Annotated in this window: 24 protein-coding genes; 20 read left to right on the forward strand and 4 right to left on the reverse strand. The window is 72.0% G+C overall.

The window, feature by feature from the left end; all coding sequences use genetic code 11:
* The 16 genes from ACQHII_RS43275 to ACQHII_RS43350 all read left to right on the forward strand — a co-directional run bounded on the left by ACQHII_RS43275 (window position 1) and on the right by ACQHII_RS43350 (window position 16,775).
* Window positions 1-294 (forward strand): hypothetical protein, encoded by a 294-nt coding sequence (locus ACQHII_RS43275; protein ID WP_427924399.1) that lies wholly within the window; start codon window positions 1-3, stop codon window positions 292-294.
* Between the two features lie 47 nt (window positions 295-341).
* Window positions 342-851, forward strand: a complete 510-nt coding sequence (locus tag ACQHII_RS43280; RefSeq protein ID WP_427924400.1) for a phage baseplate protein — start codon at window positions 342-344, stop codon at window positions 849-851.
* A 54-nt stretch (window positions 852-905) separates the two neighbouring features.
* Window positions 906-1,274 carry a hypothetical protein gene (locus ACQHII_RS43285; RefSeq protein ID WP_427924401.1) on the forward strand — a complete coding sequence of 123 codons (369 nt, stop codon included), beginning with the start codon at window positions 906-908 and terminating at the stop codon, window positions 1,272-1,274.
* 34 nt (window positions 1,275-1,308) lie between these two features.
* The gene (locus tag ACQHII_RS43290) at window positions 1,309-2,952 is read left to right on the forward strand and encodes a hypothetical protein (RefSeq protein ID WP_427924402.1); all 1,644 of its coding nucleotides are present in this window, start codon (window positions 1,309-1,311) and stop codon (window positions 2,950-2,952) included.
* Entirely contained in the window at window positions 2,952-3,266 is a 315-nt protein-coding gene (locus tag ACQHII_RS43295; RefSeq protein WP_427924403.1) for a hypothetical protein, read from the forward strand. Before ACQHII_RS43290 ends, ACQHII_RS43295 begins: the two co-directional genes overlap by 1 nt.
* On the forward strand, window positions 3,263-3,712 hold the full coding sequence (locus tag ACQHII_RS43300; RefSeq protein ID WP_427924404.1) for a hypothetical protein: 450 nt from the start codon (window positions 3,263-3,265) through the stop codon (window positions 3,710-3,712). Before ACQHII_RS43295 ends, ACQHII_RS43300 begins: the two co-directional genes overlap by 4 nt.
* Window positions 3,709-5,022 carry a baseplate J/gp47 family protein gene (locus ACQHII_RS43305; RefSeq protein WP_427924405.1) on the forward strand — a complete coding sequence of 438 codons (1,314 nt, stop codon included), beginning with the start codon at window positions 3,709-3,711 and terminating at the stop codon, window positions 5,020-5,022. The genes ACQHII_RS43300 and ACQHII_RS43305 overlap by 4 nt, the downstream gene beginning before the upstream one ends.
* Window positions 5,019-8,435, forward strand: coding sequence for a LamG-like jellyroll fold domain-containing protein (locus ACQHII_RS43310; protein ID WP_427924406.1), 3,417 nt, complete (start codon window positions 5,019-5,021; stop codon window positions 8,433-8,435). The genes ACQHII_RS43305 and ACQHII_RS43310 overlap by 4 nt, the downstream gene beginning before the upstream one ends.
* A complete protein-coding gene (locus tag ACQHII_RS43315) occupies window positions 8,428-9,039 on the forward strand; it encodes a hypothetical protein (RefSeq protein ID WP_427924407.1) in 612 nt (203 codons plus the stop codon). Before ACQHII_RS43310 ends, ACQHII_RS43315 begins: the two co-directional genes overlap by 8 nt.
* Before the next feature lie 8 nt (window positions 9,040-9,047).
* Window positions 9,048-9,692 (forward strand): hypothetical protein, encoded by a 645-nt coding sequence (locus ACQHII_RS43320; RefSeq protein WP_427924408.1) that lies wholly within the window; start codon window positions 9,048-9,050, stop codon window positions 9,690-9,692.
* 16 nt (window positions 9,693-9,708) lie between these two features.
* Window positions 9,709-10,344, forward strand: coding sequence for a hypothetical protein (locus ACQHII_RS43325; protein ID WP_427924409.1), 636 nt, complete (start codon window positions 9,709-9,711; stop codon window positions 10,342-10,344).
* A 9-nt stretch (window positions 10,345-10,353) separates the two neighbouring features.
* Complete coding sequence (locus tag ACQHII_RS43330) at window positions 10,354-12,495, forward strand: hypothetical protein (protein ID WP_427924410.1); 2,142 nt, start codon at window positions 10,354-10,356, stop codon at window positions 12,493-12,495.
* Window positions 12,496-12,501: 6 nt separating this feature from the next.
* Complete coding sequence (locus tag ACQHII_RS43335) at window positions 12,502-14,259, forward strand: hypothetical protein (protein WP_427924411.1); 1,758 nt, start codon at window positions 12,502-12,504, stop codon at window positions 14,257-14,259.
* Between the two features lie 240 nt (window positions 14,260-14,499).
* A complete protein-coding gene (locus ACQHII_RS43340) occupies window positions 14,500-15,282 on the forward strand; it encodes an AfsR/SARP family transcriptional regulator (RefSeq protein ID WP_427924412.1) in 783 nt (260 codons plus the stop codon).
* 204 nt (window positions 15,283-15,486) lie between these two features.
* On the forward strand, window positions 15,487-16,458 hold the full coding sequence (locus tag ACQHII_RS43345; protein WP_427924413.1) for a glycoside hydrolase family 25 protein: 972 nt from the start codon (window positions 15,487-15,489) through the stop codon (window positions 16,456-16,458).
* 41 nt (window positions 16,459-16,499) lie between these two features.
* Complete coding sequence (locus ACQHII_RS43350) at window positions 16,500-16,775, forward strand: hypothetical protein (RefSeq protein ID WP_427924414.1); 276 nt, start codon at window positions 16,500-16,502, stop codon at window positions 16,773-16,775.
* A 197-nt stretch (window positions 16,776-16,972) separates the two neighbouring features.
* Here ACQHII_RS43350 and ACQHII_RS43355 read toward each other — a convergent pair whose 3' ends face one another.
* The 3 genes from ACQHII_RS43355 to ACQHII_RS43365 form a co-directional block, all read right to left on the reverse strand.
* Window positions 16,973-18,193 carry a metallophosphoesterase gene (locus tag ACQHII_RS43355; protein WP_427924415.1) on the reverse strand — a complete coding sequence of 407 codons (1,221 nt, stop codon included), beginning with the start codon at window positions 18,191-18,193 and terminating at the stop codon, window positions 16,973-16,975.
* Between the two features lie 9 nt (window positions 18,194-18,202).
* Window positions 18,203-18,709, reverse strand: coding sequence for a carbohydrate binding domain-containing protein (locus ACQHII_RS43360; protein WP_427925534.1), 507 nt, complete (start codon window positions 18,707-18,709; stop codon window positions 18,203-18,205).
* A 783-nt stretch (window positions 18,710-19,492) separates the two neighbouring features.
* A complete protein-coding gene (locus ACQHII_RS43365) occupies window positions 19,493-20,494 on the reverse strand; it encodes a MerR family transcriptional regulator (protein ID WP_427924416.1) in 1,002 nt (333 codons plus the stop codon).
* 140 nt (window positions 20,495-20,634) lie between these two features.
* On the opposite strand from ACQHII_RS43365, the gene ACQHII_RS43370 reads away from it, so the two are divergent.
* The 3 genes from ACQHII_RS43370 to ACQHII_RS43380 all read left to right on the forward strand — a co-directional run bounded on the left by ACQHII_RS43370 (window position 20,635) and on the right by ACQHII_RS43380 (window position 22,917).
* Window positions 20,635-21,372, forward strand: coding sequence for a helix-turn-helix transcriptional regulator (locus ACQHII_RS43370; RefSeq protein ID WP_427924417.1), 738 nt, complete (start codon window positions 20,635-20,637; stop codon window positions 21,370-21,372).
* Window positions 21,369-22,349 (forward strand): threo-3-hydroxy-L-aspartate ammonia-lyase, encoded by a 981-nt coding sequence (locus ACQHII_RS43375; RefSeq protein ID WP_427924418.1) that lies wholly within the window; start codon window positions 21,369-21,371, stop codon window positions 22,347-22,349. Before ACQHII_RS43370 ends, ACQHII_RS43375 begins: the two co-directional genes overlap by 4 nt.
* A gap of 208 nt (window positions 22,350-22,557) precedes the next feature.
* A complete protein-coding gene (locus tag ACQHII_RS43380) occupies window positions 22,558-22,917 on the forward strand; it encodes a cupin domain-containing protein (RefSeq protein WP_427925535.1) in 360 nt (119 codons plus the stop codon).
* Window positions 22,918-22,966: 49 nt separating this feature from the next.
* Here the strand turns inward: ACQHII_RS43380 and ACQHII_RS43385 are convergent, their stop codons facing one another.
* Entirely contained in the window at window positions 22,967-23,926 is a 960-nt protein-coding gene (locus ACQHII_RS43385) for a pyridoxal-phosphate dependent enzyme (protein WP_427924419.1), read from the reverse strand.
* A 160-nt stretch (window positions 23,927-24,086) separates the two neighbouring features.
* On the opposite strand from ACQHII_RS43385, the gene ACQHII_RS43390 reads away from it, so the two are divergent.
* Window positions 24,087-24,791 (forward strand): SDR family oxidoreductase, encoded by a 705-nt coding sequence (locus ACQHII_RS43390; protein ID WP_427924420.1) that lies wholly within the window; start codon window positions 24,087-24,089, stop codon window positions 24,789-24,791.

The following is a 24,791-nucleotide window of genomic DNA, read 5'->3' on the forward strand; positions in this document are numbered from 1 at the left end:
GTGGACGGCGACCCGGACGACAGCGCGGGCGGTCAGGACACGTTCTCCGTACCGGGGTTCGCGGCCGGCGGCCGGGTGGAACGCACCGGGATCGCGCTGGTGCACGAGGGCGAGTACATCGTCCCGCAGGCCGGCAGCGAGGCGCTGATCTCGCCGGAGGGCGAGTCCGGGGTGATCCATTACTACTTCCCGGTCCAGGTGGAGGTCGTGGGGACCCTGCCGGACACCGAGATCCAGCGGGTGGCCGGCTACGTCTTCGACCAGCTCGACCGCGAACTGGCCACCCGGATCTGACAGTTGTGACCACCCGGACCCGACGCAAGTGAAGGGGGAGGAACGAGATGGCTGGTGCGGTGAACCTGCCGGTGCTGGTGGGCCCTGTGCAGCTGCTGTACGTGCAGAGCATGACCGTCAACGAGGGCTACCGCATCGAGCGGATCATGGGCAGCCGGTTCTCCCAGGCCACCCAGCCCACGAACAGGACGATCGCGATCGAGGCCGTCCTGCTCGGTCCGCAGCGGCAGGAGCAGAAGAAGGCCCTGGAGGCACTCGCGCTCACCTCACGTCTGCTGGTCGCCGCGATGGCCCGGGGGGAGTCCGCGGCCGGCATCCCGGTGGTGTCGGGCCTGACCATCAGCCTGAACATGCAGGTCACCGATCTGCGCTTCACCCAGGGGGTGGCCAAACGGGACGCGCTGGACGTGTCGATCACGCTCCAGCAGATCCCGCCCGCCCTCACCGCCGCGGTACTCGGCGAGATCGGCGACCTCGTCCTCGCCGTCGGCACCGCGGCCGTACCCACCGGGCCGCCGGCGAGTCCCATCGCCCGTTTCCCGGGTGGCCTGTTGTGAGTCCACGACGCCGTGAGTCCGCGACGAACCCCGTCATGACCAAGGAGGCAGGATATGGCGGCCCTGAACTATCTCGCCCTGCCGATCGACCCTGCCGAGGGGTTCCCGCAGGCGTTCCGGCTGTCCCTGGCCGGCCGCTCGTACCAGTTCCGGCTCTACGCCAATGTGGCGGAGGACCTTCTCGACGGCGGGTCGGGCGAGTTGCTCGAGCTGCCGGCCAAGGGCGCGTTCCTCGTGCTGTCGGTCGACCGCGAGGAACCGGCCGGCCCGACCACCGTCCTGCGGCGCAAGCTGGCGCCCGGGGTGGAGTACCACGCGGCCGAACTGGCCCTGACGTTCCCCACGATGCTGCTGGACCCGCGCAACCTCAACGGAGCCGGCTCGTTCGGCTCCCGGGTCGTCGGAGGGGTGGCCCTGCGATGAACCGACGGGCGAACTCCCGCCGGGAGGTGACGACATGAGCTTCGTCATCCGCTACCAGGTGGAGATTTCGGCGCCGTTGGCACCCAGCGGGCCCGGACTGCCGGTGGTCGTGTCCAACGACGTGCTGACCGGTTCCTTCGTGCTCGACGCGGACATCACCGTCGCGATGACGGAGGGTGCCGCCGCCGACACGTTCGAAGTCACGCTGATCAACCTGCCGACCGACGTGGTCGGCCTGATCCGAGCGGTCCAGGCGCGGACGCCGGTCGACGTCGCGATCCGGCTCGGCTACTTCGACGACCTGTCCACCAGGACGGGCGACGGCGGCCTCGTGCTGAAGGGACGGGTCACCCGGGTCTCCGGCAACGTCGGCCAGGACGGTTACGCGCGTACGGTGCTGCACGGCCAGGAGAAGGCCGGCTACCTGTTGCGCAACACGTCGGCCGCCGTCGGCAGCCCCGCCGCGACGACCGCGGAACTGCTCGCCCGTGAACTGGCCGGGAAGCTGGACATACCGGTGGCGGCGGGATCGACGCTGCCAGGAGACCTGAGCGGCTTCACGGTACGCAGCCGGTCCACGCTGGACGCGCTGCGTGCCCTGGCCGAGCGGGGCGACGCGCCGCTGGTGATCCGCGACGGCACGGTCTACTTCGGTGCCTCGGTCGGCGCGGCGAACGACAGGGCACCGGTGGCGCTCGACCCCGACACCAACATCGTGTGGCTGGACAGTTCCTACGGGGAGGACACCGCGGGAGAGTTGTCGCCGCCGGTGCGGGCCACCGTGAACCTGGCCGTGCTCGGACATCCGGGGTTGCGCGTCGGCCAGGTCGCGGAGATCAGCGGACTGTCCGGGGTGCCCGACGGCACGCTGCGGCTGTCGCGGGTGGTGCACCGGTTCACCACCGCCGGCGGATACACCACCGAACTCGGCCTGATCGCGGCCGGCGCCGGCGAGCGGGCCCAGATCACCACCGGCGTACAGGTGGTGGCGGACCGCTGGCAGGGCATGGTGGACCGGGCCCACGACAACCGTCCGGCGATCGACGTCGGCGAGGTCACCGAGTACGCCGCCGGCGCCGGCAAGCACCTGGCGTCCCTGCACTACGCCCAGGTCCCCGACCCCGGAGTGGTCGCGCCCAGTGTGGCCAGCCCGGTCGACACCGGCGCGAGCATGCACGAGAAGCCGATCGCCTCGGTGTTCGCGTTCGACCGCACGGGCCTGGTCGTGCCGGTGTACCCCGGCATGCGCGCCCTGCTCGCCCACAACCGGGGAGCCGTCAACGACGCCGTACTGGCCGGGTTCCTCTGGCCGGACAACCCGGCGACCCGGCGCCCGGCCAACGAACCCGGCGACTACTGGCTCGCGCTGCCCACCGCACTCGGCGACGACGGCCGGCCCACCGGCCCCGGCGCCAACGACCTCACCGACGCGGGCGGCCGGCGGGTCATCCAGACGACCGGCCTGCACATCGCGGTCGGCAAGGACGTCCTGCCCGAGGTGGGCACCCGCCCGAAACCGCCGGCCGACGACACCATCACCATCCAGCACCACAGCGGTACGACCATCACCGTCGACGCCGACGGCGCGGTCACCATCAGCACCGAAAACCAGCCGATCAAGCTCACCAACGGCACGGTCAGCCTGGACCTCGACGGTTCCGCCGTGGCGGTGTCGTGATGGCCGCCGTCCTCACCGCCGCGTCCACGCTGCAATGCCCGCACGGCGCACCGCTGTTGATCGTGCCCGGCGGACACCTGCTCACCGTGGACGGCCAACCCGTCCTCACCCGCGCCGACCTGCTCACCGCGACCGTACCCGCCTGCCCGAACAAACCCCCCTGCGGCAAGGTCGTCTCCGTCGACGCCGGCCTCGCCACGACGCTCCTCGTCGGCACCGATCCGGTGGCGCTGGAGACCGCACAGGGATCGACCCTGACGGCGTCGCCCTGGCAGGTCGTCTCGGCCGGCCAGACGAAATTGGAGGCAACATGACATCGCCGACCTCCCCGGACCCGTTCGGGCACGGCCTGCGCGTGGACGACGGGGACCTCGTACTCGACGCCGGGGACCTGGCCGAGGTGAGCGGCATCGCCAACCTCACCCAGGCACTGACCCTGCGGGTCCTGACGCCCTTCGGCTCCGACCGCTTCAACACGGGTTACGGCCTCGACGTCACCCAGGCGTTCACCGAGCCGAACGGCACCCGCGTCGTCAAGCAACTCCTGAAGCTGAACCTCGTCGGCACGCTGGGCACGGACCCGCGCGTCAGCGAGGTCAGGCAGGTGACCTTCGACGACGATCCCGAACGACTGGCCGCAGGGCCCGGCGCCGCGGCCCAGGCGCGCGCCGCGCAGATCCGCCGCGCCTGGACGGTCGAGGCCGACCTGGACACGGTGGCCGAGGTTCCCCTCACGCTGCGCGTGAACGTGGAGGTATGACGACCGTGACCGACTACGGGGTGACTGCCGACGGGTTCGTGCTCAAGCCCGTCGACGTGATACTCAGCGAGTCCTTCGACCGGGCCAGGGCGGCGTTCCCCGGAGCGGACCTGACCAGTACCAGCGCGCTGCGCAAGATCCTGGAGACGGCCGCCGCCGAGGACGGCGAACTGTGGAAACGCCTGGAGGACCTGTACTACGGCAACTTCGTGTCCACGGCGACCGGCGCGACCCTCGACCTGCTCGGCGAGGACACCGGCCTGGAACGCGCGCCCCTGGCCAGCACCGGCACGGTCACCGTCACCCTCGACGACGGGGTGGAGGGCCGGAGTTACGTCCTGCCCCAGGGCGCCGTCCTGGTGACCACCGACCCGGTCCGGGCGTTCGGCACCGTGGCACCGGTCGTGCTCGACAGCAGGAACGCCACCGCCGACGTCGGCGTGGTGGCGTTCGAGCCGGGACCGGACGGCGACGTGGACGCCGACACCATCACCGGCATCGACCCGACGTACCGGTCGATCTACCTCGCCGACTTCGGGCCCGCGGACTTCACGGTGACCAACCCGGCCGCGACCACCGGCGGCACCAAGGACGAGTCCGACGGGACCTACCGCGGCCGGCTCCTCGGCATCGCCCGCAACCTCTGGACCGTCGAGGCCGTGGCACAGGCCGCCCTGGGCGTCGGCGGCGTCCTCGACGTCGTGCTGTCCGACCCGCTCGGCGGAGTCGACGTGTCGCAGAGCTACTTCGACCTGTTCAACTTCGACCAACGGGCCTTCAGCAGCGAACGCCGCGTCGGACAGCCGTACTTCTTCACCGTCGTGGTCGCGCACGACTTCCGCTGGCCCTGGCACACCACCGGGCCCGTGCCCGGCGTCTTCGAGCGGGTGAGCGCGGCGGTCGACGCGGTACGGCCGATCGGCATCCACGCGAACATCGTCGAGGCCGACCACATCGAGGTCGGGGTCCGGGCGACCCTCGTGATCGCGCCCGGCTCGGACGGCGTCGCCCTGCTCTCCTCGGTGCGCCGCCGTCTGGCCACCGACATCGCGGCGCTGCGCCTGGGCGGCGACGTCCTGTACGCGCAGGTGGTCAGCGCCTTCGTCGAACAGCCGGGCGTGCTCGACGTCCAGGGGCTGCACCTGCGCAGGGCACCGGCCGCGTTCGGCCGGATCACCTTCGGCGACGTGCCGTTCCAACGCGTGCTCGCGGAGGGCGCGGTGGGCGAGAACCTGGTCATGGGCCCGACCGAACTGGCGACCTTCGTCGTCGACGGCGACGCCTTCGACGTGACGGTGGTGACCGGATGACCACCGAAGCCGTCACACCGGCACCCGTGCTCGCCGTCACCACGATGGCCCGCCGGCTGACCACACCGTTCGCCCGGGGCGCGGACACGCTCGACCTGCGTCTGCTGCCCTTCGGCAGTTCCCAGGCCGCGATAGCGGATTACGACTTCGCCGACCACGAGGCCCGCTTCGGCGTACCGCCCGAGCCGCGCTATGTGCTGACCACCACCCGGGACATCGACGTCGACACCACGGTGACGATCACGTACGAGGAGCCGGGCGCACCGAGCGCGGACCGTCAACTGACCGTGCCGGCCGGGACGGTGACGGGAACCTCGTTCCTGCTGGAACAACCGGTGACCGCGACCGCCCGGCTGATCCTGCTCACCACGGTGCCGACACCGTTCGACAACCGCCCCCAGGACTGCTGGACGTTGACCGCACTGCTCGGCACCACGGCCAAACTGCTCTGGGTGACCGGCGCCGAACGCGACCAGCTGCGTCGCCACGCGGCCACCACACTCGCCCAACGGCACCTGCCGTCCGCCCTGGGCCTGAGCCTCGACCTGATCGGCGCCGACCTCGGCGTACCGCGCTTCCCCGCGCTGCCCTACGGCTTCGACACCGACACCGTGGCGCTCTACCACCTCGACGACGACGCCGGGGCCACCCCGCAGGTGGCGGACACGACCGCCGCGTACCCGGGCCGGACCGCGCATCACGGTGCGCTCCAGGGCCAGGTGCAGCTCGGCCTTCCCGGGCGGTACGGCCGGGCGACGGGCTTCCGGTCGGCCGACGCGGCGATCGTGGTCGCCACAGACGTCGCGTTCGACATCGGCGAGCGGGACGACGCGACCTTCGAGTGCTTCGTCCGCCCCGACCCGGCCCCCGCCTCCGACGGTCCGGTGCTCAGCCGTCGTGCGGACCCCGAACAGCCCGGCCCTGGCTGGGAGTTCGCCGTCGGTGACTTCGGGCGCGGACTCGCGCGCAACGTACGGTTCACGATCGGCGACGGCGACCCGGACCACGACGTGACCCTGTTCGCGGACACCACCCTGCCGACCGACGCCTTCACCCATGTGGCGGCGGTCCTCGACCGCACCAGCGGCAAGGTGGGGCTGTACCTCGACGGGCGGCTGCGCGACTGGCGCTTCCTGTACCCGCTCGGCGCGGTGACCGGCCCGGCCCCGCTGCGCATCGGCGCGGCCGGCGGCGGCTTCCGCGGAGTCGTCGACGAGGTACGGATCAGTTCCACGGCGAGGACCGGCTTCGCCCCCGCTCTCGGCGAGGACGACGACCACTACCGCAGCCGGCTCGAACTGTTCCGCCGCTGGACCCTGCCGACCCCGGCGAACCTCACCGCCCTCCTCAACCGGCTCGCCGGACCGATCGGCGGACACCGCGACGCCCTGGTGGTCGACGACACGAACGCCACCCTGGTCCGCGGCACCCGGCTCGTGCACATCCGCCCCCACACCCTGCTGCCCGGCGAGAGCATCGACGCGACCGGACGCCGCCGCACGACCGAGGCGAGCGCCGTCGGCACCGCCGCCCAGGAGGACACGTTCGACCCGGCCTACCTGCTCCGCTACGACCACGCCGGGGTCGACTTCACCCCGGCGCAGGCCCCGGCCGACCCGCACCTGGTGCAGGTCGGGGTGGCCGAGTGTCTCGACCGGCTGGTCACCCTGGCCGGCGCCGAGACCGCACCGCCCGGCCGTCTGCTGGTCGCCGCCGCCTACGACCCCCAGGCGGGCGACCTCCGGGCAACGGGCCGGGCGGTGCTCCTCGGCCACAGCTCGGTGCCACCGGCTCGACTCGCGGCACTGGCCCACCGGGCGGGCTTCGACTACGTCGCCCACCGTGCCGCCACCGGGCAGACCTACGCGGCGATCGCCCTCGGCGACTACTTCAGGATCGACGTCACGCCGATCACCGTCACCTCAACTGCCCGGCCGTCTAACGCCGTTGACCCGAGGGACGCGGCATCGATCACCGGCGCCCCGACAGACGCCGCCCTGACAGACGCCGCCCCGGCTGTCGCCGCTTCGGGTGATGTCACTCCGACCGCCGTTGCCCCGAACGCAGTCGGCCAGGCGGACGCTGCCCCGATCGCCGGTGCTCCAGCCGCTGCCACCCCAGGTGCCGTCACTCCAACCGGCCCTGCCCCGGCCCTCGTTGCCCCGGTAGCCCTCGCCCCGGCCACCCCGAACCCGATCGACCTGGACCCGAGCACCCCCGTAACCCTGTCCCTCCGCCCCGCGCCTCCGGCGGACGCCTTCCTCAACTGGCTTGTCGTGCCCGGTGGTTCCGGCCGGGGCACGCTCGTGCCGGAGAGCGGGGCCGGGTCCCGGCATCGGACCGCGGCCCTGACGGCCACCGCTCCAGGGCAGTTGATCGTCAAGGCCGACGTGGCCAGGGGCCGGCACACCGTCTCGGCGTCGGCGACCCGCACCCTGCGGATCGGGGTGGCCGGACTGGACGACGGCGCCACCGTCGCCGCGGACGGAACACGCGGCGTGCGCGCGTCGAGCGTGGAGCGCCCGGGAACCTACTTCGACCGGGCGTTCCTGGTCCGCCACGACGACCCCCGGGTCGACTACGGCAGCGACGCCGCCCATCTCATGCAACTCGCCGTCGCCGAACTCCTGGACGCCCTGCTCGCCGAGCTGGCCCGCAGGGCGGTCGCGGGGCGGCTCACGGTGACGGCCGCCTCCGACGCCACCGGTGACCCTCCCGACCCGGCCGCCGCCGAAGGACGTCGGCTCGTCCTGCGGCACAGCTCCCTGGACGCGGGCGCGCTGGCCGGGGCCGCGTTCGCGGTCGGATTCGGGTATCTCCTGCGCCGCGGCGCGGAGTTGGAGGTGCGCCAGGCCCCGGGGCAACTCGTCGCCGTGCGCGGGCCGGCCGGCGTCGAACAGGGCGCCGTCATCGAACTCGACGAGGGCACCACCATGGACCTCACCGCGACCCCGTCACCGGCTGCCCTCGCCGCCGCCGGTCTCATCGGCCAGTTTCCCGGCGAGGGACCGCGCCTGGGCTGGGCGTCGGGGACCTACGACGACGACGCAGCGATCACCGTGGCGTCCAGCACCCAGCAGACCGTCACCCTGCGCGCCGACGCGGCCGGTACCGCCTGGGTGCAGGCGAGCTACCCGATAGGCGGGCAGCCGGTCCCGTACACCTTCCAGGTCCGGCTGCGGCCGGAGGCGGACACCCCGACGACGGTCGTCACCAAGGACCAGCACGACCTGATCATGAACATCCTCAACGTGCTGCATCCCGTCGGCGTGGAGGTCAACACCGCCGCGGTCCGCGCCCACGTCGTCGAACTCCAGGGTGACCTCTCGCAGGCCAACCCGGACTACACGTACCCGAGGTTCCGTGCCCGCGGCCCGCTGCCGCCCCGAGCGAGGAGGCCCGCCGATGGCTGACATCGTGTTCCAACCCACCTTCGTCCACCAGGAGTTCGTCGACGGCCCCGACGGCGACCGGGTCAGGGCCGCCGAACCGAACGGTTTCAACGCCCGGTTCGGCGCCATCGAGAGCGATCTGCGTCAACTGTCCACCGTCGTCGGCCAGATCGACGCCGCCGTGGACCGGCGCGGCACCGGGCCGGCCGACCATGTGCTCACCCTGGCGCCGATGCTGCAAGGTGCCGCCGGGGGCACCCTCCCCTGGCGGATCACCCCCAGCGGCGCGGCCCAGTTCGGGCAGGACGAGGACGCGTACGGCCTGATGGAGGTGGCTCTCCCCGACAACGTCCGCCTGACCTCGTTCCGGGTCATGGGCCAGGTCGGCGTCAACGTGGTGGGTCTGGCCGTCCTCCTGTCCCGGGTCAAGATCCCCGGCGGCACTCCGGAGGTGCTGGCGGGGATCAGCGGCGCCACGGACCCGTTCGACAGTTCCGCGGACGTCGATCCGTCGCTGGCCGTGACCCAGACCGCGACGTACCGGTACATCGTCCAGGCCTCCGTCATCAATTCCGGCACATCGGTGACTCTCGCCGCCTTCCAGATCGCCTACACGAGCAGCTAGGAGTCATCGTGGCCGACATCAGCTACACCCCGACGTTCCACCATGTCGCCTGGGAGGACCGCAAGGACCGGGTGGAGGCGGCCGGCCCGAACGGGTTCAACGTCCGCTTCAACGCGATCGCGAGCGACCTGGGCCAACTGTCCACCACTGTCACCGACATCGGTGCGGCGATCGACGCGTCGAACGCCGCACCGCCCCCGCAACCACAGCGACTCAGCTTCACGCCGACCCTGCGCCCCACCGGACTGCTGTCGGGGGGCGCGTGGAGCTACGACGCGAACGGCGTGGCCCACGCCAACTCCCTCGCCATGACCGGGGTGGCCAACCTCACCCTGCCCCACGGGCTCCGGCTGACGTCGGTGCGGGTGGTGGGCGACATGCAGAGAGGCTCCTCCCACGGCGTCGGCGGAGCCATCTCGCTGGCGCGCACGCCGCTCCGGCTCGTCGTCCCGCCCCCGGCCCCCGAACCGCTCGCGGTCAACGACAACTTCTCGTCGGTGGGGCCCTTCGACCTCCAGATACCGGTCTCGGCGCCACGCGCCCTGATCGACACCAGCGTCTTCCGCTACGTCCTCACGGCGACCTTCGAGACCGTCCTCTTCGGCAGCATGTCGATCGAGGCCGTCCACCTCACCTTCGCCCCGCCGTCCTGACCGGGAAGGGACACCTGTGTCCGACCTCAGCTACACACCCACGTTCAAGCCCACCGACTGGATCGACAACGTCAGCCGCATCACCGCCGACGGCCCGAACGGCTTCAACGTACGGTTCGACGCGATCACGAACGACCTCCACCAGGCCGCCGCCGTGGTCACCGAGATCGACACCGCGCTCGCCCAGCCCGTCGGCGTGCCGACCGGCCAGCAGCTCCTCACCCCGGGCCTCGACCTCGTGTCGCTGCCGGGGTCGGGCGACGGATGGCTCTACGACGAGACCGGAGCGGCGTACCCGTCCGTCACCGGCCCCGACAGCGTCGCGGTGATGGGCCTCAGCCTGCCGGCGGACATCAGACTGGTCTCGTTCCGCGCCGTCGGCCTCTGGTACGGCGTTCCGGCCACCTTCAGCATCGCCCTGATCAGGACCCCGCTGGCCAATGCGAGCGCCGCTCCCGACACGTTGGCCGAGATCGGCACCGCGACGTCCGCCATCACCAACCCGTACGACGTCACCGTGCCCGTCGATGCCGCGTTCGCCGCCGTGGACCCCCAGACGTACCGCTACTGCGTCGTGGCCACGGCATCGGCCATCCAGGTCGTCGTCGCGACGAGCCTCGCGACCGTCCAGCTCGCCTACGTCGCGAGCTGAGCCGGCGCCATGCGGATCGAGTGCCACGTCCCCATCACCCTCCGGATCGTCGGGGTGCCCACCGACGACCAACTGGAGGCAGCGGGCCGGGCCTTGACCCGCGCGGTCACGGCCCGCCTGAGGGAGGCCGAACGCCTGCTGGCCGACCGCCACGGCCGGGACTGCGGCACGTCGGCCGAGGTGAAGGAGCCGTACGACACGGACCGGCAGGGCACCGAGGGGTACGCCGTCCCGTCCTTCGGTGACGACGGCAAACCGGTCGCGATCCCCGTCGGACCCGGCGCGCCGGCACCGGCGGGGGCGGAACCGACCGAGCCCGCGGCTGTCGAGCCCGTGGCCACGCCCGCCGCCGAGACCACGGCGGTTCGTCCTTCCCCGTCGAGCGGCGTCTCGGCATGGACCCGGGCATGGGCGGTCCGCCTCGGCCTGGACCGGGCGATGTCCGGGGTGGACGAGGCGGTGCCCGCGCCGAGGGTGGCGGCATCCTCCACCGCGTCCACCGAGGCGGCCGCACCGTCGGCCCCGCACAGTCCGTCGACGACAACGCCGGCGCCGGTCGAGCATGCCCACGCGGTGCCGAGCGGCCCGACTCCGGTGGACACCGGCACACTGCATCCGGAGGCCCTGGCCTTCCTGGAGAACAAACTGCGCCAGTTCTACGAGTTGATCGGCACTCAGGAGCGAATCAAGCTGAAGCGGAACTCCACCATCGCCATCGGCATGGTGACCCACGACGGCGGTCCGTGGCTGGTCTACACGATCGCCGGCAACCGCGGGAGCAGGAAAGTGTCCGAGGCCGCGGCGAAACTGGACCTCCACCGGTGGAGGTACGACACCGATGTGGAAGGCCGGGGAGCGGTCGGCGCACCCAACGACGCCGAGCAGCTGATGATCGAGTTCGCGCGGGACTACAACGCGACCCTGCACGGCATGGCCGTCTCCCGGCGCCTCTGCGCCGACTGCGCGAGCGTGGTCACCGTCACCGCGAGGGACGGCACCACGAAGCCCCGGTTCAGCGTCAGTGTGGTCCCCGACCCGATCCGGATACCGCGCGAGTCCGCCCCCAAGAGCAAGCCGGTTGCGACGGCCGGGCCGAAATCCCGGGCAGTGAACGAAGCACGGCCCGAGGCGAGCCCCGCCGAGGCCAGGCCCGAAGTGAGACCGGAGGTCAAGCCCGAAGTCAGGCCGGAGGTGAGACCCGAGGCCAGGTCCGAGGCGAGACCCGAAGTGACGGCCGGGGCAAGGCCCGAGGCGCGGTCCGACGTGACGACCGAGACGGGGGGAGCCCCGATCGAACCCGTTCACAGCCCCGCGAACCTGGAGCTGAAGAGCGCTGCCGAAGGCGCGGCCACCCTGCTCCTCTCGCTCCAGCTCGGCAGCCTCAGGGGCGCCGAGGTACAGAAGGCACGGGACAGGTACGAGGAACTGTTCGCCCATGAGATCGCCCCCGCCCTGGCCCGGGGGAACAGCGTCGGCGTGACCGTGGTCTACGAGATACCCGACCAGTTCGACATCGCGGCCCACGCGACAGGGATCGGCGACACCGGCCAGGTGGTCCTCTTCAGGGAGATGTACGTGAACGGCGAGGCTCCCTACGACCCGGAGAAACCGCCGCCCACGGCCACCACCCAGGCCTCGATGTCCCCGAACCTGGCGCCCTCGCGCTCGAACGAACCGTGGTACGTGAGGGAGGGCCGGAAAGAGAACCAGCCCACGAAGGGCTTCCACTTCAAGGAGTACTACTTCTCCGTCCAGCCACCCGGCCGGAGGGGAAGGCCGGACCAGGGCCCGCACCGCGGCGGAACGTACCGCCCGCAGATCTACGCCCTGTCGAGCGGACGCGCCGAGGACGTGGAGCTCCACGGCATGGGCCGGCTGCTCTACGTCCCTCCCGCCGGGCACGAGCCCGTCGAGATGTGGGACATCAACGGCACACCGTACGACTCGCTGCTCGCGGTGCCGGGCCTGGAGGTCCAGCGCCGCTGGATCAGCGGATTCGGGACGGACACGCCGTACGCCCTTGACAGCCGTATGGAATACGGCGGACCGGACAAAGGGATGATCTTCGAGGACGTCACCGGCCAGGACCTCGGTCCGCACCGGCGTGCGGGGAGCACCTGGCGGGCGCGGATCTTCTGGACGAGGAGCTGAACCAGCGTGGCGAACCACCACACCGAGGCGGGGACGCGCCGGCGCTACCACCTGCCCACCGACGTCGGGGTGCCGGACGGCCTCTCGGCCCAGGACGGACAGCGGCTGCGCGAGACGGTCCTGGCCGCGATCCGCGGCGCGGTGGGCGACGCCGCGCCGGGGAAGACGGCGGCACCGCCGGCGAGCCCCCGTCCGCAGGCGCGTGAACGAGTCTCCGGACCCAGCCGCGACAGTTACGCAATACCGAGCTACGACAGCAACGGCGCCAAGTTCGGCATACCGGTCGCCTCGCCGTCTCCGGCGCCTGTCCCCGGCCCCCGTCCGGCGCCGCGCGACCCGACGAACCCGCACAACACCCTGACGGCCCGCGAGATGTACGACATCTGGATCGCGTACTGGACGGACCGTCACAACCGTGCCCACGAGCTCGCGGAGAAGATCAAGGAAGACATCTGGCGCAGGAATCCCCCCGCTTTCGTCCGCAACCTGGACCGGTTCGAGAACGGACGACGGGACGCGCTCGGGCCCGCGTACGAAGCCGCCGCCAACGACCGGGACTCCTGCACCTTCATGGTGTCCGCGATGCCGGAGGTCCTTCGCTGGCTCAACGCCGAGCAGTTGCACGGCAGGCCGGTCACGTTCGCGCGGGTGAACGAGACGGCCATCGAGTACGCGCGGGCCCAGAGGACCGTAGGGACCTGGCTGGGGCCGCTCACCTTCGCCGCGCTGGCGGCATCCTTCCCGACGGCCGGCGGCCGAGCACCCGCACCCGCATCCGCATCCGCGGAGATTCCCACCTCGCCCCGGCTCCCCGCCGCAGCCGAAGCACCCCCGCCCCCGCCGGGGGCACCGTCCGCCCCGGGCGGCTTCTCCGCGTGGGCGCGGGCATGGGCGGTGCGGGTCGGCATGGACCGGGCGATGGTCGGCACGGACACGGCGCTGCCCGCGACCAGAGTGGCGGCGTCCGCACCCGCGCCCGCCGAAACGACAAGCCCGTCGCCGACCGCGCCGTCCCGCCCCCAGGGGCCGCGCCCGGCGTCACCGGAACCCGCACCCACCGCCCAGGGGCCGACCGCACCCGCCGCCCAGGCGCCGTCGCCGACCGCACCCGCCGCCCAGGCGCCGTCGCCGACCGCACCCGCCGCCCAGGCGCCGTCGCCGACCGCGCCCGCCGCCGCACGCCGGTTCGACCTGTCGGAGCCCACCCTCACCACCGAGGACGTGTTCGCGCGGATCAGCGACGAACTGGCCGGCCTGCCGGCGGCGGCTCCGAGCGGCACCGGCCCGGCAGCGGCCGTAGCCGACGCCCGGGCGGCGGGACTGACCGGGGCACAGGGCGCGCCCGGCACGGCGGATCTCGCGGTACAGCGGCACGCGGACGCTTCGGCGGTCCGGGGCGCCTACGGCGTGTCGGGCGCGCAGGTCCAGTCGGCGCACGCCGGCCCGACCTCCTTCCTGCGTGACGTACCCGGCTACAGCCGCGGGAACGCCCTCACCGTGCTGCTCCCCACGTGGGTCCACACGGCGTTCGACCAGCACTGGAAGAACTGGGCGATCGCGCGGCGCCGGGCCGGCGACACCCGGGTGAGCGCCGGGCAGCTGTATGCCGAGATGCTCACGGCGGTCGACCGGATCCCGCTCCTCGACCAGGCCACACGGAACACCATCGCCTGGGTCATCCACCGTGAACTCTTCTACGACCTGGGACTCCTGCCCGGCGACCTCCTCACCCTGCCGTACCCCAATGTGCCGCCGAGCCCCTGACCGCGAGGGTGGGCGAGTACCTCCGGTCCGATGAGCGGAACGGCATATGACAGACCCCGTCCGGCCTCCTCAGTCTGGTCACCTCGGGCCCGCGCGAACGGCGGCCCGAGTACACGGGGGCGGCTCAACCGGCGGTCGCCACACGGGGAAACGGGGACGGCGATGGCTGGGAACGAACTGACCGCGGAACCACGAAGACACGACTCGACAGAACAGGTGCCGACAGAACAGAGACCTGCTGTGCACGCACCGGCACAGCAGGCCCCGGCGCTCGCCAGACTGCGTCTGTTCGGCGCGTTCAGGCTGGAGGGCGCGGAGGGCGGCATCGCCGTCCCGGCGAACGAGCAGCGGCTGCTGGCCTATCTCGGGCTGCACCAACGCGCGCCCCGATCAGTGGTCGCCGGAACCCTGTGGCCCGACGTCTCCGAGGAACACGCGCAGGGCAGCCTGCGGACGACGCTCTGGCGGCTGCGCCGGGTGCGGTACCCGGCGGTCGGCAGCGACGGCGACACCCTGTACCTCGCGGACGGCGTGTCCGTCGACGTCGACGACTTCACCCGGGCCGCCCTGCGCCTCACCGGCTCCGCACACGATCAGGGCGACGCGCTGCCTCCGCTCGGCCTGTTGGCGCGAGGCGAACTGCTCCCCGGCTGGGACGAGGAGTGGATCTGGTCCGAGCGGGAGCGACTGCGGCAACTCCGCCTGCACGCACTCGAGTCGCTGAGCGCCCGGCACACCCGGCGCGGTTGCCACGCACTCGCGCTGGAGGCCGCCCTCACCTGCGTCGCGATCGAACCCCTCCGCGAGAGCGCCCACTGCGCGGTGGTGTCCGTGCATCTGGCCGAGAGCAATGTCGTGGAGGCGATCCGGCACTACGAGGCGTTCCGGCGGCTGCTCCGAGCGGAGCTGGGCATCGAACCCTCGGCACGCCTCGCCGGCATGATCCCGTACCGCGCCCAAGGCTCCGCCCGGACCTCGTCGCCCTCGGCCGCGACACCCGAGCGGCACGACCGCCCGGAATGACCGGGCCCGGCCCGGCGGCGTCGTGTTGATACGGCGGTGACGTCCCGGTCACGGGGTGCCTGCCATCGTTCCCACGACGAGCGAAAGCGCACGAACCGCAGAAGTCCGTGATGCACCGACGGGCGCCGGGCGCGACGGCGGACTGCCGCCGAACCCCTCCACCACCACTCACGCCGTACGACGACCCGAAGGGGGAATGCCGACATGGCCACATGCCGTGGCGTCGACGTCTCCGTCTACCAGACGGCCCAGAACTGGACCGCCCGCAAGGCCGAGGGCGTCGTCTTCGCCTTCGCCAAGGCCAGCGAGGGCGAGCACACCCACGACACCCGCTTCGCCCAGCACATCACCGGCGTCATCGGCGCCGGACTCGTCCCCGGCGCCTACCACTTCGGCTGGCCGAACCAGAGCGCCACCGCCGAGGCGGCCAACTACGTGGCCGCCGTGAAACCCCACGCCCGGCCCGGCTTCGTGCACTGGCTCGACCTGGAACGCCGGTCCGACGGAGCCAACTACGCGGGCGTCTCCGCGGCCGGGATCCTGTCCTACGCCAAGGCGTGGATCAAAGCGGTCCAGGCCGCGTTCCCCGGCCAGCGCGTCGGCGTCTACACCTCGGGCAGCGATCTGACCGCCGGCCACGCTCCTGCCGACGCTCCGCTGTGGTACCCGGCCTACCCCTGGTCCGGTGCCGCGACCTACGCACAGGCGGAGGCACACGCGCGGCCCGCCCCGGCCGGCCGTACGCCGCTGTTCTGGCAGTTCACCTCGACCCCGCTCGACCGATCCATCTGCTACCTGAGCGAGTCCGCGTTGCGCACATGGGCCGCCGGAACGGAGACCGACATGCCGCTCACCACCCAGGAAATCGACAAGATCGCCGCCGCCTCCGCGAAGGCGGTCCTGACCATGGACGGGTTGATAAGCGCCCCCGCCGACCTCCCCGACGCGAAGACGAACAAGTTCTGGGCCCTCCAGTCCTACGTCAGGGACACCAACTCGCGCCTGCGGGCCGTCCAGGCGACCGAGGCGGCGCAGAGCGCGGCCATCACCCAACTCGCCGCCGCCATCGCGAAGTTCGACAAGACCATCGACCCTGGCGCCCTGGTCTCGTCCATCACCGCGGCCATCGAGACGGCCGTGGGCAAGGTCGTCGTCCACCTCGACACCGCGCCTTGACGGCACCGGGGACCTCGAGCCACAGAAAGGCAGAACTCCCAGTGAACCTCTTCGTCAGCTTCATGCGCACGGTCGTACCGATAGTCGCCGGACTCCTGCTGACCCTCCTGGTCCACATCGGCGTCACCTTCGACTCGTCCTCCGTGGCCGGCGTCGTCACCGCCGTCCTGACCGGCGCCTACTACACCGTGTTCCGCCTCCTGGAGGCCCTCGCGGCGAAAATCCACAACCGCCCGCTCGCGACCGTCGCCGGCATCCTGCTGGGCTGGGCGACTCCGCCGGACTACCCGGGCCCGGCCACCGCGGGCACCGCGTAACGCGCCGGCGTCCCCGCCCTGCCGGACACGGCGCGGGTGCGTGAGGTCATCGTGGCGGGTGCTGCGCACGACATCGCCGGTCCTGGACCGGGCTCGCGGTTCGGCGAGGTGAGGCGGGGTACGACCGGGCGTCGCTGTCCGCACCCGAACCGCCCCCGTCGGCGTTGAAGCCGCGGGGGAGAGTGCGCCGACGGGGCCTACGGCGTGGCGGTCGCTTGCGGCGAGCGGAGCACGAGCAGGGTGATCTCGCTGGGGGCGAAGACGCGGAACGGCGGGCCCCAGAAACCGGTGCCTCGGCTGGTGTAGAGCAGCGTGCGCGTGCCGTGGCGGCTGAGGCCCGCCAGGGCGGGCTGGTCCAGGCGGACCAGGTGGTGGAAGGGCCAGATCTGGCCGCCGTGGGTGTGCCCGGAGAGCTGGAGGTCGATGCCCGCGGCCGCCGCCCGGTCGACGAACTTGGGCTGGTGCGCCAGGAGCAGGACCGGCAGGTCGGGGTCGGCGCCGTCCAGGGCTCCTTCGAGGTGGGCGCGGTGGCCCGCCAGGCCGGAGGACTCGGCGGTGACGTCGTCCACCCCGGCGACCACCAGGGTGTCGCCGTCGCGTTCGAGCAGCACATGGCGGTTGCGCAGCGGCTCCCAGCCCAGCTCTCCCATCAGGTCGACCCAGCCCTGCGCCTCGCTGTAGTACTCGTGGTTGCCGGTGACGTAGACCCGGGCCTTGGTGGCTCGCACGGTGCCGAGCGGGACGGCCTGCGCGCGGCGGCGTTCGGCGGTCCCGTCCGCGATGTCGCCGGTGTGGCAGACCAGGTCGGCCTCCAGCGTGTTCACGGTCTCGCACACCCGCTCCGACCAGCGGGCGCGGTCGAGCGGGCCGTAGTGGGTGTCGGTGATGAGGGCGACGCGGGTGCCGTCCAACCCGGCGCCCAGCCGGGGGAGTCGGACGTCGAGGGTGCGCACGCGGGGCACGCGGCGGGCCTCGGCGTATCCCCAGCCGAGCAGTACGGCGGTGGTGCCGAGGACGGCCCAGGCGACGATGCGGGCCCGGTCCTGGCTGTCGCCGACGCCGGCCACGGTCAGGGCGAGCCGCAGCAGGACGCCGAGCAGGACGGACCAGGTGAACAGGATCCAACTGCCGCCGAGGAGGGTGTCACCGACGATCGCCGCCCGGTCCTGCTGGCGCCGGCCGTGGCCGCGCCCCATCGCCAGCGGCATCCCGACCAGACCGAGGACGAACAGGGCGGTGCCGGTCAGCGTGACGGGCAGCGGCCAGTGCTGGCCGGTGTACAGGAGCACCCCGCACGGCACCGCCCACAGCAGGACCGGGGCGATCAGTGGGAGGTAGCGCATCAGGCGGAGCAGGGGGCTCCGCCGTGGGGCGTGCGCCTCGCTGTCGGCGGGGAGGGTGTCGCTGGTGTCGGTCACTCGTCCACTTTAGGTAGGGCCACCGCCACCGGACACGCCCAGGGTGATGTCGTCGGCGTGGTAGTCGCCCTGCGCGTACCAGCCGTGGACGTAGATCGTCGCGCTGGTCTGGGACGGGCCCGTGGTGAAGGAGACGGTCAGGAGGCTGTAGCCGGCGGGGGAGTCGGTCCAGGTGGACGTTCCGCCGTTCACGCCCAGGTAGACGTAGGACCCGCGGACCCAGCCGCTGAGCGAGTAGGTGGTGTCCGGCCGTACGGCGACGGTCTGGTCGCACTGCGCGGTGTCGCTCGAACTCACCGTCCCCTTAAGGGCTTTCGAGCCCGAGTGGACGGGGGAGGAGACGATCGAGCCCGGGGTGCCGGTGCAGTTCCACGGTGAGACGGCACCCGACTCGAAGCCTGGGTTGGTGAGCATGTCGGAAGTCCCGACCGCACTGGGGGCGGCGGACGTCGGGGCGGTCGACGCGCTCGGCGAGGGTGCGACCGGGGCGGTGGCCGCGCTGGAGCCGGGGATCAGGAGGGAGCACCCGAAGCCGGCGACGGCCGCCGCGGCGACCGCGATCAGCACGGCCGCCCGGCGCTGTCCGGGGCCCAGGCGCGGGCGGACCGCGGGGAGTTGCTCGGTCCTGCGGCCGGGGACGGGCGGAAGTTCCTCCGTCTCGCCGTCGGGAGCGGTGTGCGGGACTGGCGCGGTCTCGGTCGCGTGGCCGCGGTAGTGCTCGTCCTGGCGTATGTCGTCGAGGAGTTGGGCCAGCGCGGAGGTGCTGCGCGGGCGCAGCACGCGAATGGGCTCCAGCGCGGTGCGGTCGTCCGCCGAGTCGGACGAGGGCGGTGTGGGCACGGCGCTCTCCTTACGTCACATCCCGTGGCAGAGACCGGAGTTGTCCCTGCGGATGGATACGCAACGTCCGCCACGGAGGTTCAGCAGGGATCCCCCGCCTCCGCCGCACGGGCCGCGCCCACCGGCGCGGCGTCGCCCGCACTGCACGGGCGTGGCGCCGAAGGCGGACAACGCGGTCGCCGGTGCGAGCCCGGTCGTCGCGCTCGTCTCCGTGATCGCCTTCAGACTCCGGCGTTGGAAGGCCCGGCGGCGGCATCCTCGAATGTGACCGCGGCGTGGCTGTCGACTGTCGCGCTCGCCGCTCACTCGCCCAGGCGGTTCAGGAGGCCGGGTGAGGGACGTTGGGCCGGAGCTTCGGTGCGGTGATGAGCAACGGTTCTCTTTCCGGCCGCACCATCCGGCTCATCCCGCTGTCCGTCGATCACATGGTGCGGCAGGACGGCCGGGACTTCGGCCGTGTCATCCGTTGGACGGGCCCTGGCGCAGGGCGGCGGCCATCCACTCGCGGACGGCCGCCGCCCGCTCCGGGTCCGGCTTGGGGGTGCCGTTGATCGTTGCCACCAGGGAGTGGTATCTGGTCAGCAGTTGCAGGCCGGTTGAGCCGGCCAGCTTCTGCGCCGAGCTGCCGTTCGGGTCGAAGTCGACGATGTGGCGCCTGGCCTTCGCGGCGTCGTATCCGTGGTCCCCGGTCATCGCGGTGACCAGCCTCGCCGAGTCGGCGGCCACGCGCTCGGCGATGTCCCGTGCCTGCGGTGAGTCCGCCGGTACGCCCGCCTGTTGGGAAGCCTGCGCCTCCAGGAAGAGCTGCCGATGCCGCTCGATGCGGGCCATCATCTCCGGCGACGCGATCAGCCGCCCCTGCTCGGTGCCGAAGGTGCGGTGCAAGAAGTCCCGCAGCGCTGTGCGGAACTCCAAGTCCCTTACGATCTCGGCGAGTTCGATCCAGGCCTCCAACTGCTCGGTGGACGGTTCCTCGGGCAGCCGCGGCCGTCTGCTGCGCAACTGCTCGATGTAGGTGGGATGGACGTCCAGGCCCTCGGTCACGTAGTCCCAGAACTCGCCGACGATCCGGTCGCGGTCGTCGTCGGACATCGACACCAGCTTGTGCATCAGGCTCACCTGTTCCGTCGTGGTGTGCTGCCGCACGATGGTCCGCAGCACGGCCGAGCGCGCCCGGAACTGCCGTAACCGGTCCTCGACCAGCCGCAGATGAGCGACCGCCAGATCGTGCAGGGTGGTCTCGGCGCCGAGTACCCGGCGGATGTCGTCCAGGCCGGCGCCCAGGTCGCGCAGGGTCCGCACGAGTTCGAGCCGGGCGATGGCGTGCACGTCGTACTGCCGGAAGCCGCCCCCGGTGACCCCGGTGGGTGCGACGACGCCCTCGTCGGCGTAGAACCGGATCGCGCTCACGCTCAGGCCGGTGCGGCGGGCGACGTCTCCGATGGAGTAGAGCTCGTTCATGCCGATCACTATGGGATCTCAAGCGGCTTGAGAGTCAAGGGGGAGCGGTCGGAGTGCGCGGGCGCTTGGGCCGATGGATGGATCGCTGGAATTTTCGTATAGTGATTGGACTGACTGTCTAAGTTTGAGAGAGGGGAAGCGTGGACGGCGACCCTGCCCTGGACGCCCAACGGGACGCGATCATCGGTGCGTTGGGCTCCGTCGTCGAGGGGATCGCGGCCACCTTCGGGCCGGTGTGCGAGGTGGTGCTGCACGACTACCGGCACCCGGAGAAGTCCGTGGTCGCCGTCGCCGGAGCTGTCACCGGGCGCTCGGTGGGCGGTGCGATGAGTGAGATCGGGCTGCGGGTGCTGGCGCGCGGGGACGAGGCCGGCGACGAGTTGAACTACCTCACCCGGACCAAGGGCGGTCAACTGCTCAAGTCGTCCACGATGGTGCTGCGCGACTCGACGGGCGCGGTGTTCGGCGCGCTGTGCGTCAACGTCGACGTCACCGCCGTACAGCAGGCGCAGGCCGTGCTCACCGGGCTCGGCGCGGGAGCCGGGACCGGGACGGGAGCCGGGACCAGGACGGGCGAGGCGTCGGGTACGACCACCTTCGGCAACGACATCGACTCCGTCGTCGAGGCCATCGTCGACGCCCATCAGCTGCGGCGGAGCGGGACCTGGGTCCAACTCGGCCGCGCCGAGCGGCTGGAGCTGTTCCGCAGCCTCGACGAGCACGGGGTCTTCGCCGTGCGCCGGGCGGTCGAGCAGGTCGCCGCCCGGCTGGGCATCTCCCGCGCCTCCGCCTACACCTACCTGTCCCAGGCCCGCGCCACGACCGGCACACAGGCCGCCCCATCCGACTCCGCTCCTTCCGATGGAGGACCCGCGTGACGACCACCATTCCGCCCATCACCCTCGACGACGTCCGCGACGCCGCCGCGCAGATCAAGGGTGTCGCCCACCGCACACCAGTGCTGCGCTCGCGCACTCTTGACGAACTCGTCGGCGCCCAGGTCTTCCTGAAGTGCGAGAACTTCCAGCGGATCGGCGCGTTCAAGTTCCGCGGCGCCTACAACGCGGCCTCCCGGCTGACCCCGGAGCAACTCGCCCGGGGCATCGCCGCCTACTCCTCCGGCAACCACGCCCAGGCCGTCGCCCTCGCCGCCCGTGAACTCGGCACCACCGCGGTGATCGTCATGCCCGAGGACACCCCGGCCTCGAAGCTGGCCGCCACCGCGGGCTACGGCGCCGAGATCGTCACCTACGACCGCTACACCGGCGACCGGGTGGCCATCGGCGAGGCCCTGGCGACCGAGCGCGGACTCTCCCTCATCCCGCCCTACGAGCATCCGCACGTCATGGCCGGACAGGGCACGGCGGCACTCGAACTCGTAGAGGAGGTGGGGGAGTTGGACGCCGTACTGACGCCCGTGGGCGGCGGCGGGCTGATCGCCGGGACGGCCACCGCCGTCAAGGGGCTGAACCCGGGCACCCGCGTGATCGGCGTCGAACCGGAGGCCGGGGACGACACCAAGCGGTCCCTGGAGGCGGGCCGGCGCGTGACCATCCCGGTGCCGCGCACCATCGCCGACGGGCAGGCGGCCGAGACGCCCGGTGAGCTCACCTTCTCCGTGAACCGGCGGCTGGTCGACGAGATCGCGCTGGTGAGCGACGAGGAGATCAAGGACGCCATGCGGTTCGCCTTCGAGCGGCTGAAGATCGTCGTCGAGCCGAGCGGCGCCACCCCGCTGGCCGCGCTCCTCGCCGGCCGTGCGGGCCCGGTCACCGGCCGGGTGGGAGTGATCGTCTCGGGCGGCAACATCGGCGCCGAGCGGTTCGCGCAGCTGTGCGCGAGCGGTTCGGCGTGACCGTGCCCCGGGGCCGGTGATTTCCCGCGGCCCGATCCGCCGGACCGGCCCCGGCCTCCGTTCCCCCGAATGGCGCTCCCGGGTGGACAGGCAGACGATGGAGTGGTGGGGCGCGGCCCCCGCCGGAGCGCCGGTGCCGTTCGGGGTCGCCGGGAGACGGAGACCGGCCCCGGTCGTGCTGTGCGCGGCCGGAATGGAGGCACCCGTCATGCTGGAAGTGAAGACGGTCGAGAAGCCGGACGAGCGGCGTGACTTCCCCCGCGGCCACCTCGAAGCGGTCCACCTGACCGGACTCGACTTCGCGGTGGGCACGTTCGAGCCGGGCTGGCGCTGGTCCGAGTCCGTGGCCCCGATCGCGGGCACCAAGAGCTGCGAGATCCATCACAACGGTTATGTCGTCCAGGGGCGGATGCATCTCCGCATGGACGACGGCGGCGAGAGCGAAGTCGGCCCCGGTGACGTCTTCGTGTGCCCGCCGGGACACGACGCGTGGGTCGTCGGCGACGAACAGGTCATCGTGTACGACTTCGCCGGCGCCATGGCCACGGACTACGCGAAGGCTCCGTAGCCCCTCCGGACGTACGCGCCCCGCGGCCCGCACCCGCCGGGCGCGTATGTCATGCCCGGTACTCGACGACCTGCCCCTCCGCGTACGCGACACCCTCCCCGTGTCCGAAAAGGCCGGGCAGTCCGCCCGTGTGCACGAACACCGTCCGCTCGCCCGGCCTGATGTCACCGTCCCGGACGGCCGCGATCAGACCGGCCATCGCCCGTCCCGTGTACGTCGGGTCGAGTACGAGCCCGGCGGTGCGGGCGGCCAGCGTGAGCGCTTCGGCGGTCGGCGCGGTGAGCGAGGCGTAGCCGTCGCCGACCTGGTCGTGTCGGATCCGCAGTCCCTCCGTCGTGGGCAGATCCGCGAACTCGCTTACGGCGGCGGCCGGTTCGGGCAGCGCGCCCACGTCGACGCCGAGCACCGACGAGGCCCCCAGCGCGATCACCAGCCCCGCCATCGTGCCGCCCGAACCGAGCGCGACCACGGCGGTACGGAGATCGGGGAGCCGCTCGCGCAACTCCTCGCCGCAGTGCGCGTACCCGCGTGCGCCGAGCGCGCTGGAACCGCCGAACGGGATCAACGCCGGCTTGGCGCCGGTGCCGCGCAGTTGCTCGAAGACCTCGGCCGCCGCCCGGTCCAGTCCGGCCTGGTCCACCTCGCCGGCCCAGGCGACGCGGGCGCCGAACAGCCCGTCCAGGGCGAGGTTCCCCGAGCGCGAGACACCCGGTGATCCGCGCAGCACCAGCACCACGGCAAGGCCCAGCCGGGCTCCGGCGGCGGCCGTCAGCCGGGCGTGGTTGCTCTGCGGGGCGCCCGTGGTGACCAGGGTGTCCGCGCCCTCGGCGAGCGCCGCGCCCACGGTCCACTCCAGCTTGCGGATCTTGTTGCCGCCGCCTCCGAGGCCGGTCAGGTCGTCGCGCTTGATCCACAGGTCGTCCGGGCCGAGCCCGATCGCGGCGGCCAGCCGGGGCGCCGGTTCGAGGGGGGTGGGGAAGGTGGCCAGGTCCACGCGGGGGTCGCTCATGGCGTACATCATCGCGCGTTTCGGCGGCATGCCCGCTTGTGGTCCGGCCTGCGGGCTTGCCCATGGAAACCGATCGGTTTACTGTGGTCGACGTGAGGAAACCGATCGGTTTCCGCATCTGTCGGGTGCTCTGCGGCATCCCCTCATCCCGGAGATCTCCATGACGAACATCGAAGGTTCCGTCGTCCTCGTCACCGGCGGCAGCCGTGGCATCGGCCGCGCACTGGTGGAGGCCCTGTACGAGCGCGGCGCCAAGAAGGTGTACGCCACCGCCCGCGACCCGAAGACGGTCACCCACCCGGACGCCGTACCGCTGGCGCTGGAGGTCGGCGACCCCGCGTCCGTCGCGGCGGCGGCCGAGCAGGCGCAGGACGTCACGATCCTGATCAACAACGCGGGCGCGTCCGTGAACGCGAACTTCCTGGACTCGCCGGTCGAGGACATCCGCCGCGAGTTCGAGACCAACTTCTACGGCCCGCTGCTCGTCACGCGCGCCTTCGTGCCGATCATCGAGCGCAACGGCGGCGGCCACATCCTCAACTTCCACTCGGTGCTGTCCTGGGTCGGCATCGCCGGCTCCTACAGCGCGTCCAAGGCAGCCTTCTGGTCGCAGACCAACTCCCTGCGCCTGGACCTGAAGCCGCGCGGCATCGAGGTCACCGGACTGCACGTCGGCTACGTCGACACCGACATGGCCGCACACGTCGACGGGCCCAAGTCCACCCCCGAGAGCGTGGCGGCACAGGCCCTCGACGGCATCGAGTCCGGCGCCTTCGAGGTGCTGGCCGACGAGCTGACCCGCCAGGTGAAGGCAGGGCTGTCCGCCGAAGGGGGCGCCCTCTACCCGCAGTTGACCGCTGTCTAG

The sequence above is a fragment of the Streptomyces sp. cg40 genome (assembly GCF_050320165.1).
Lineage (GTDB): Bacteria > Actinomycetota > Actinomycetes > Streptomycetales > Streptomycetaceae > Streptomyces > Streptomyces hokutonensis.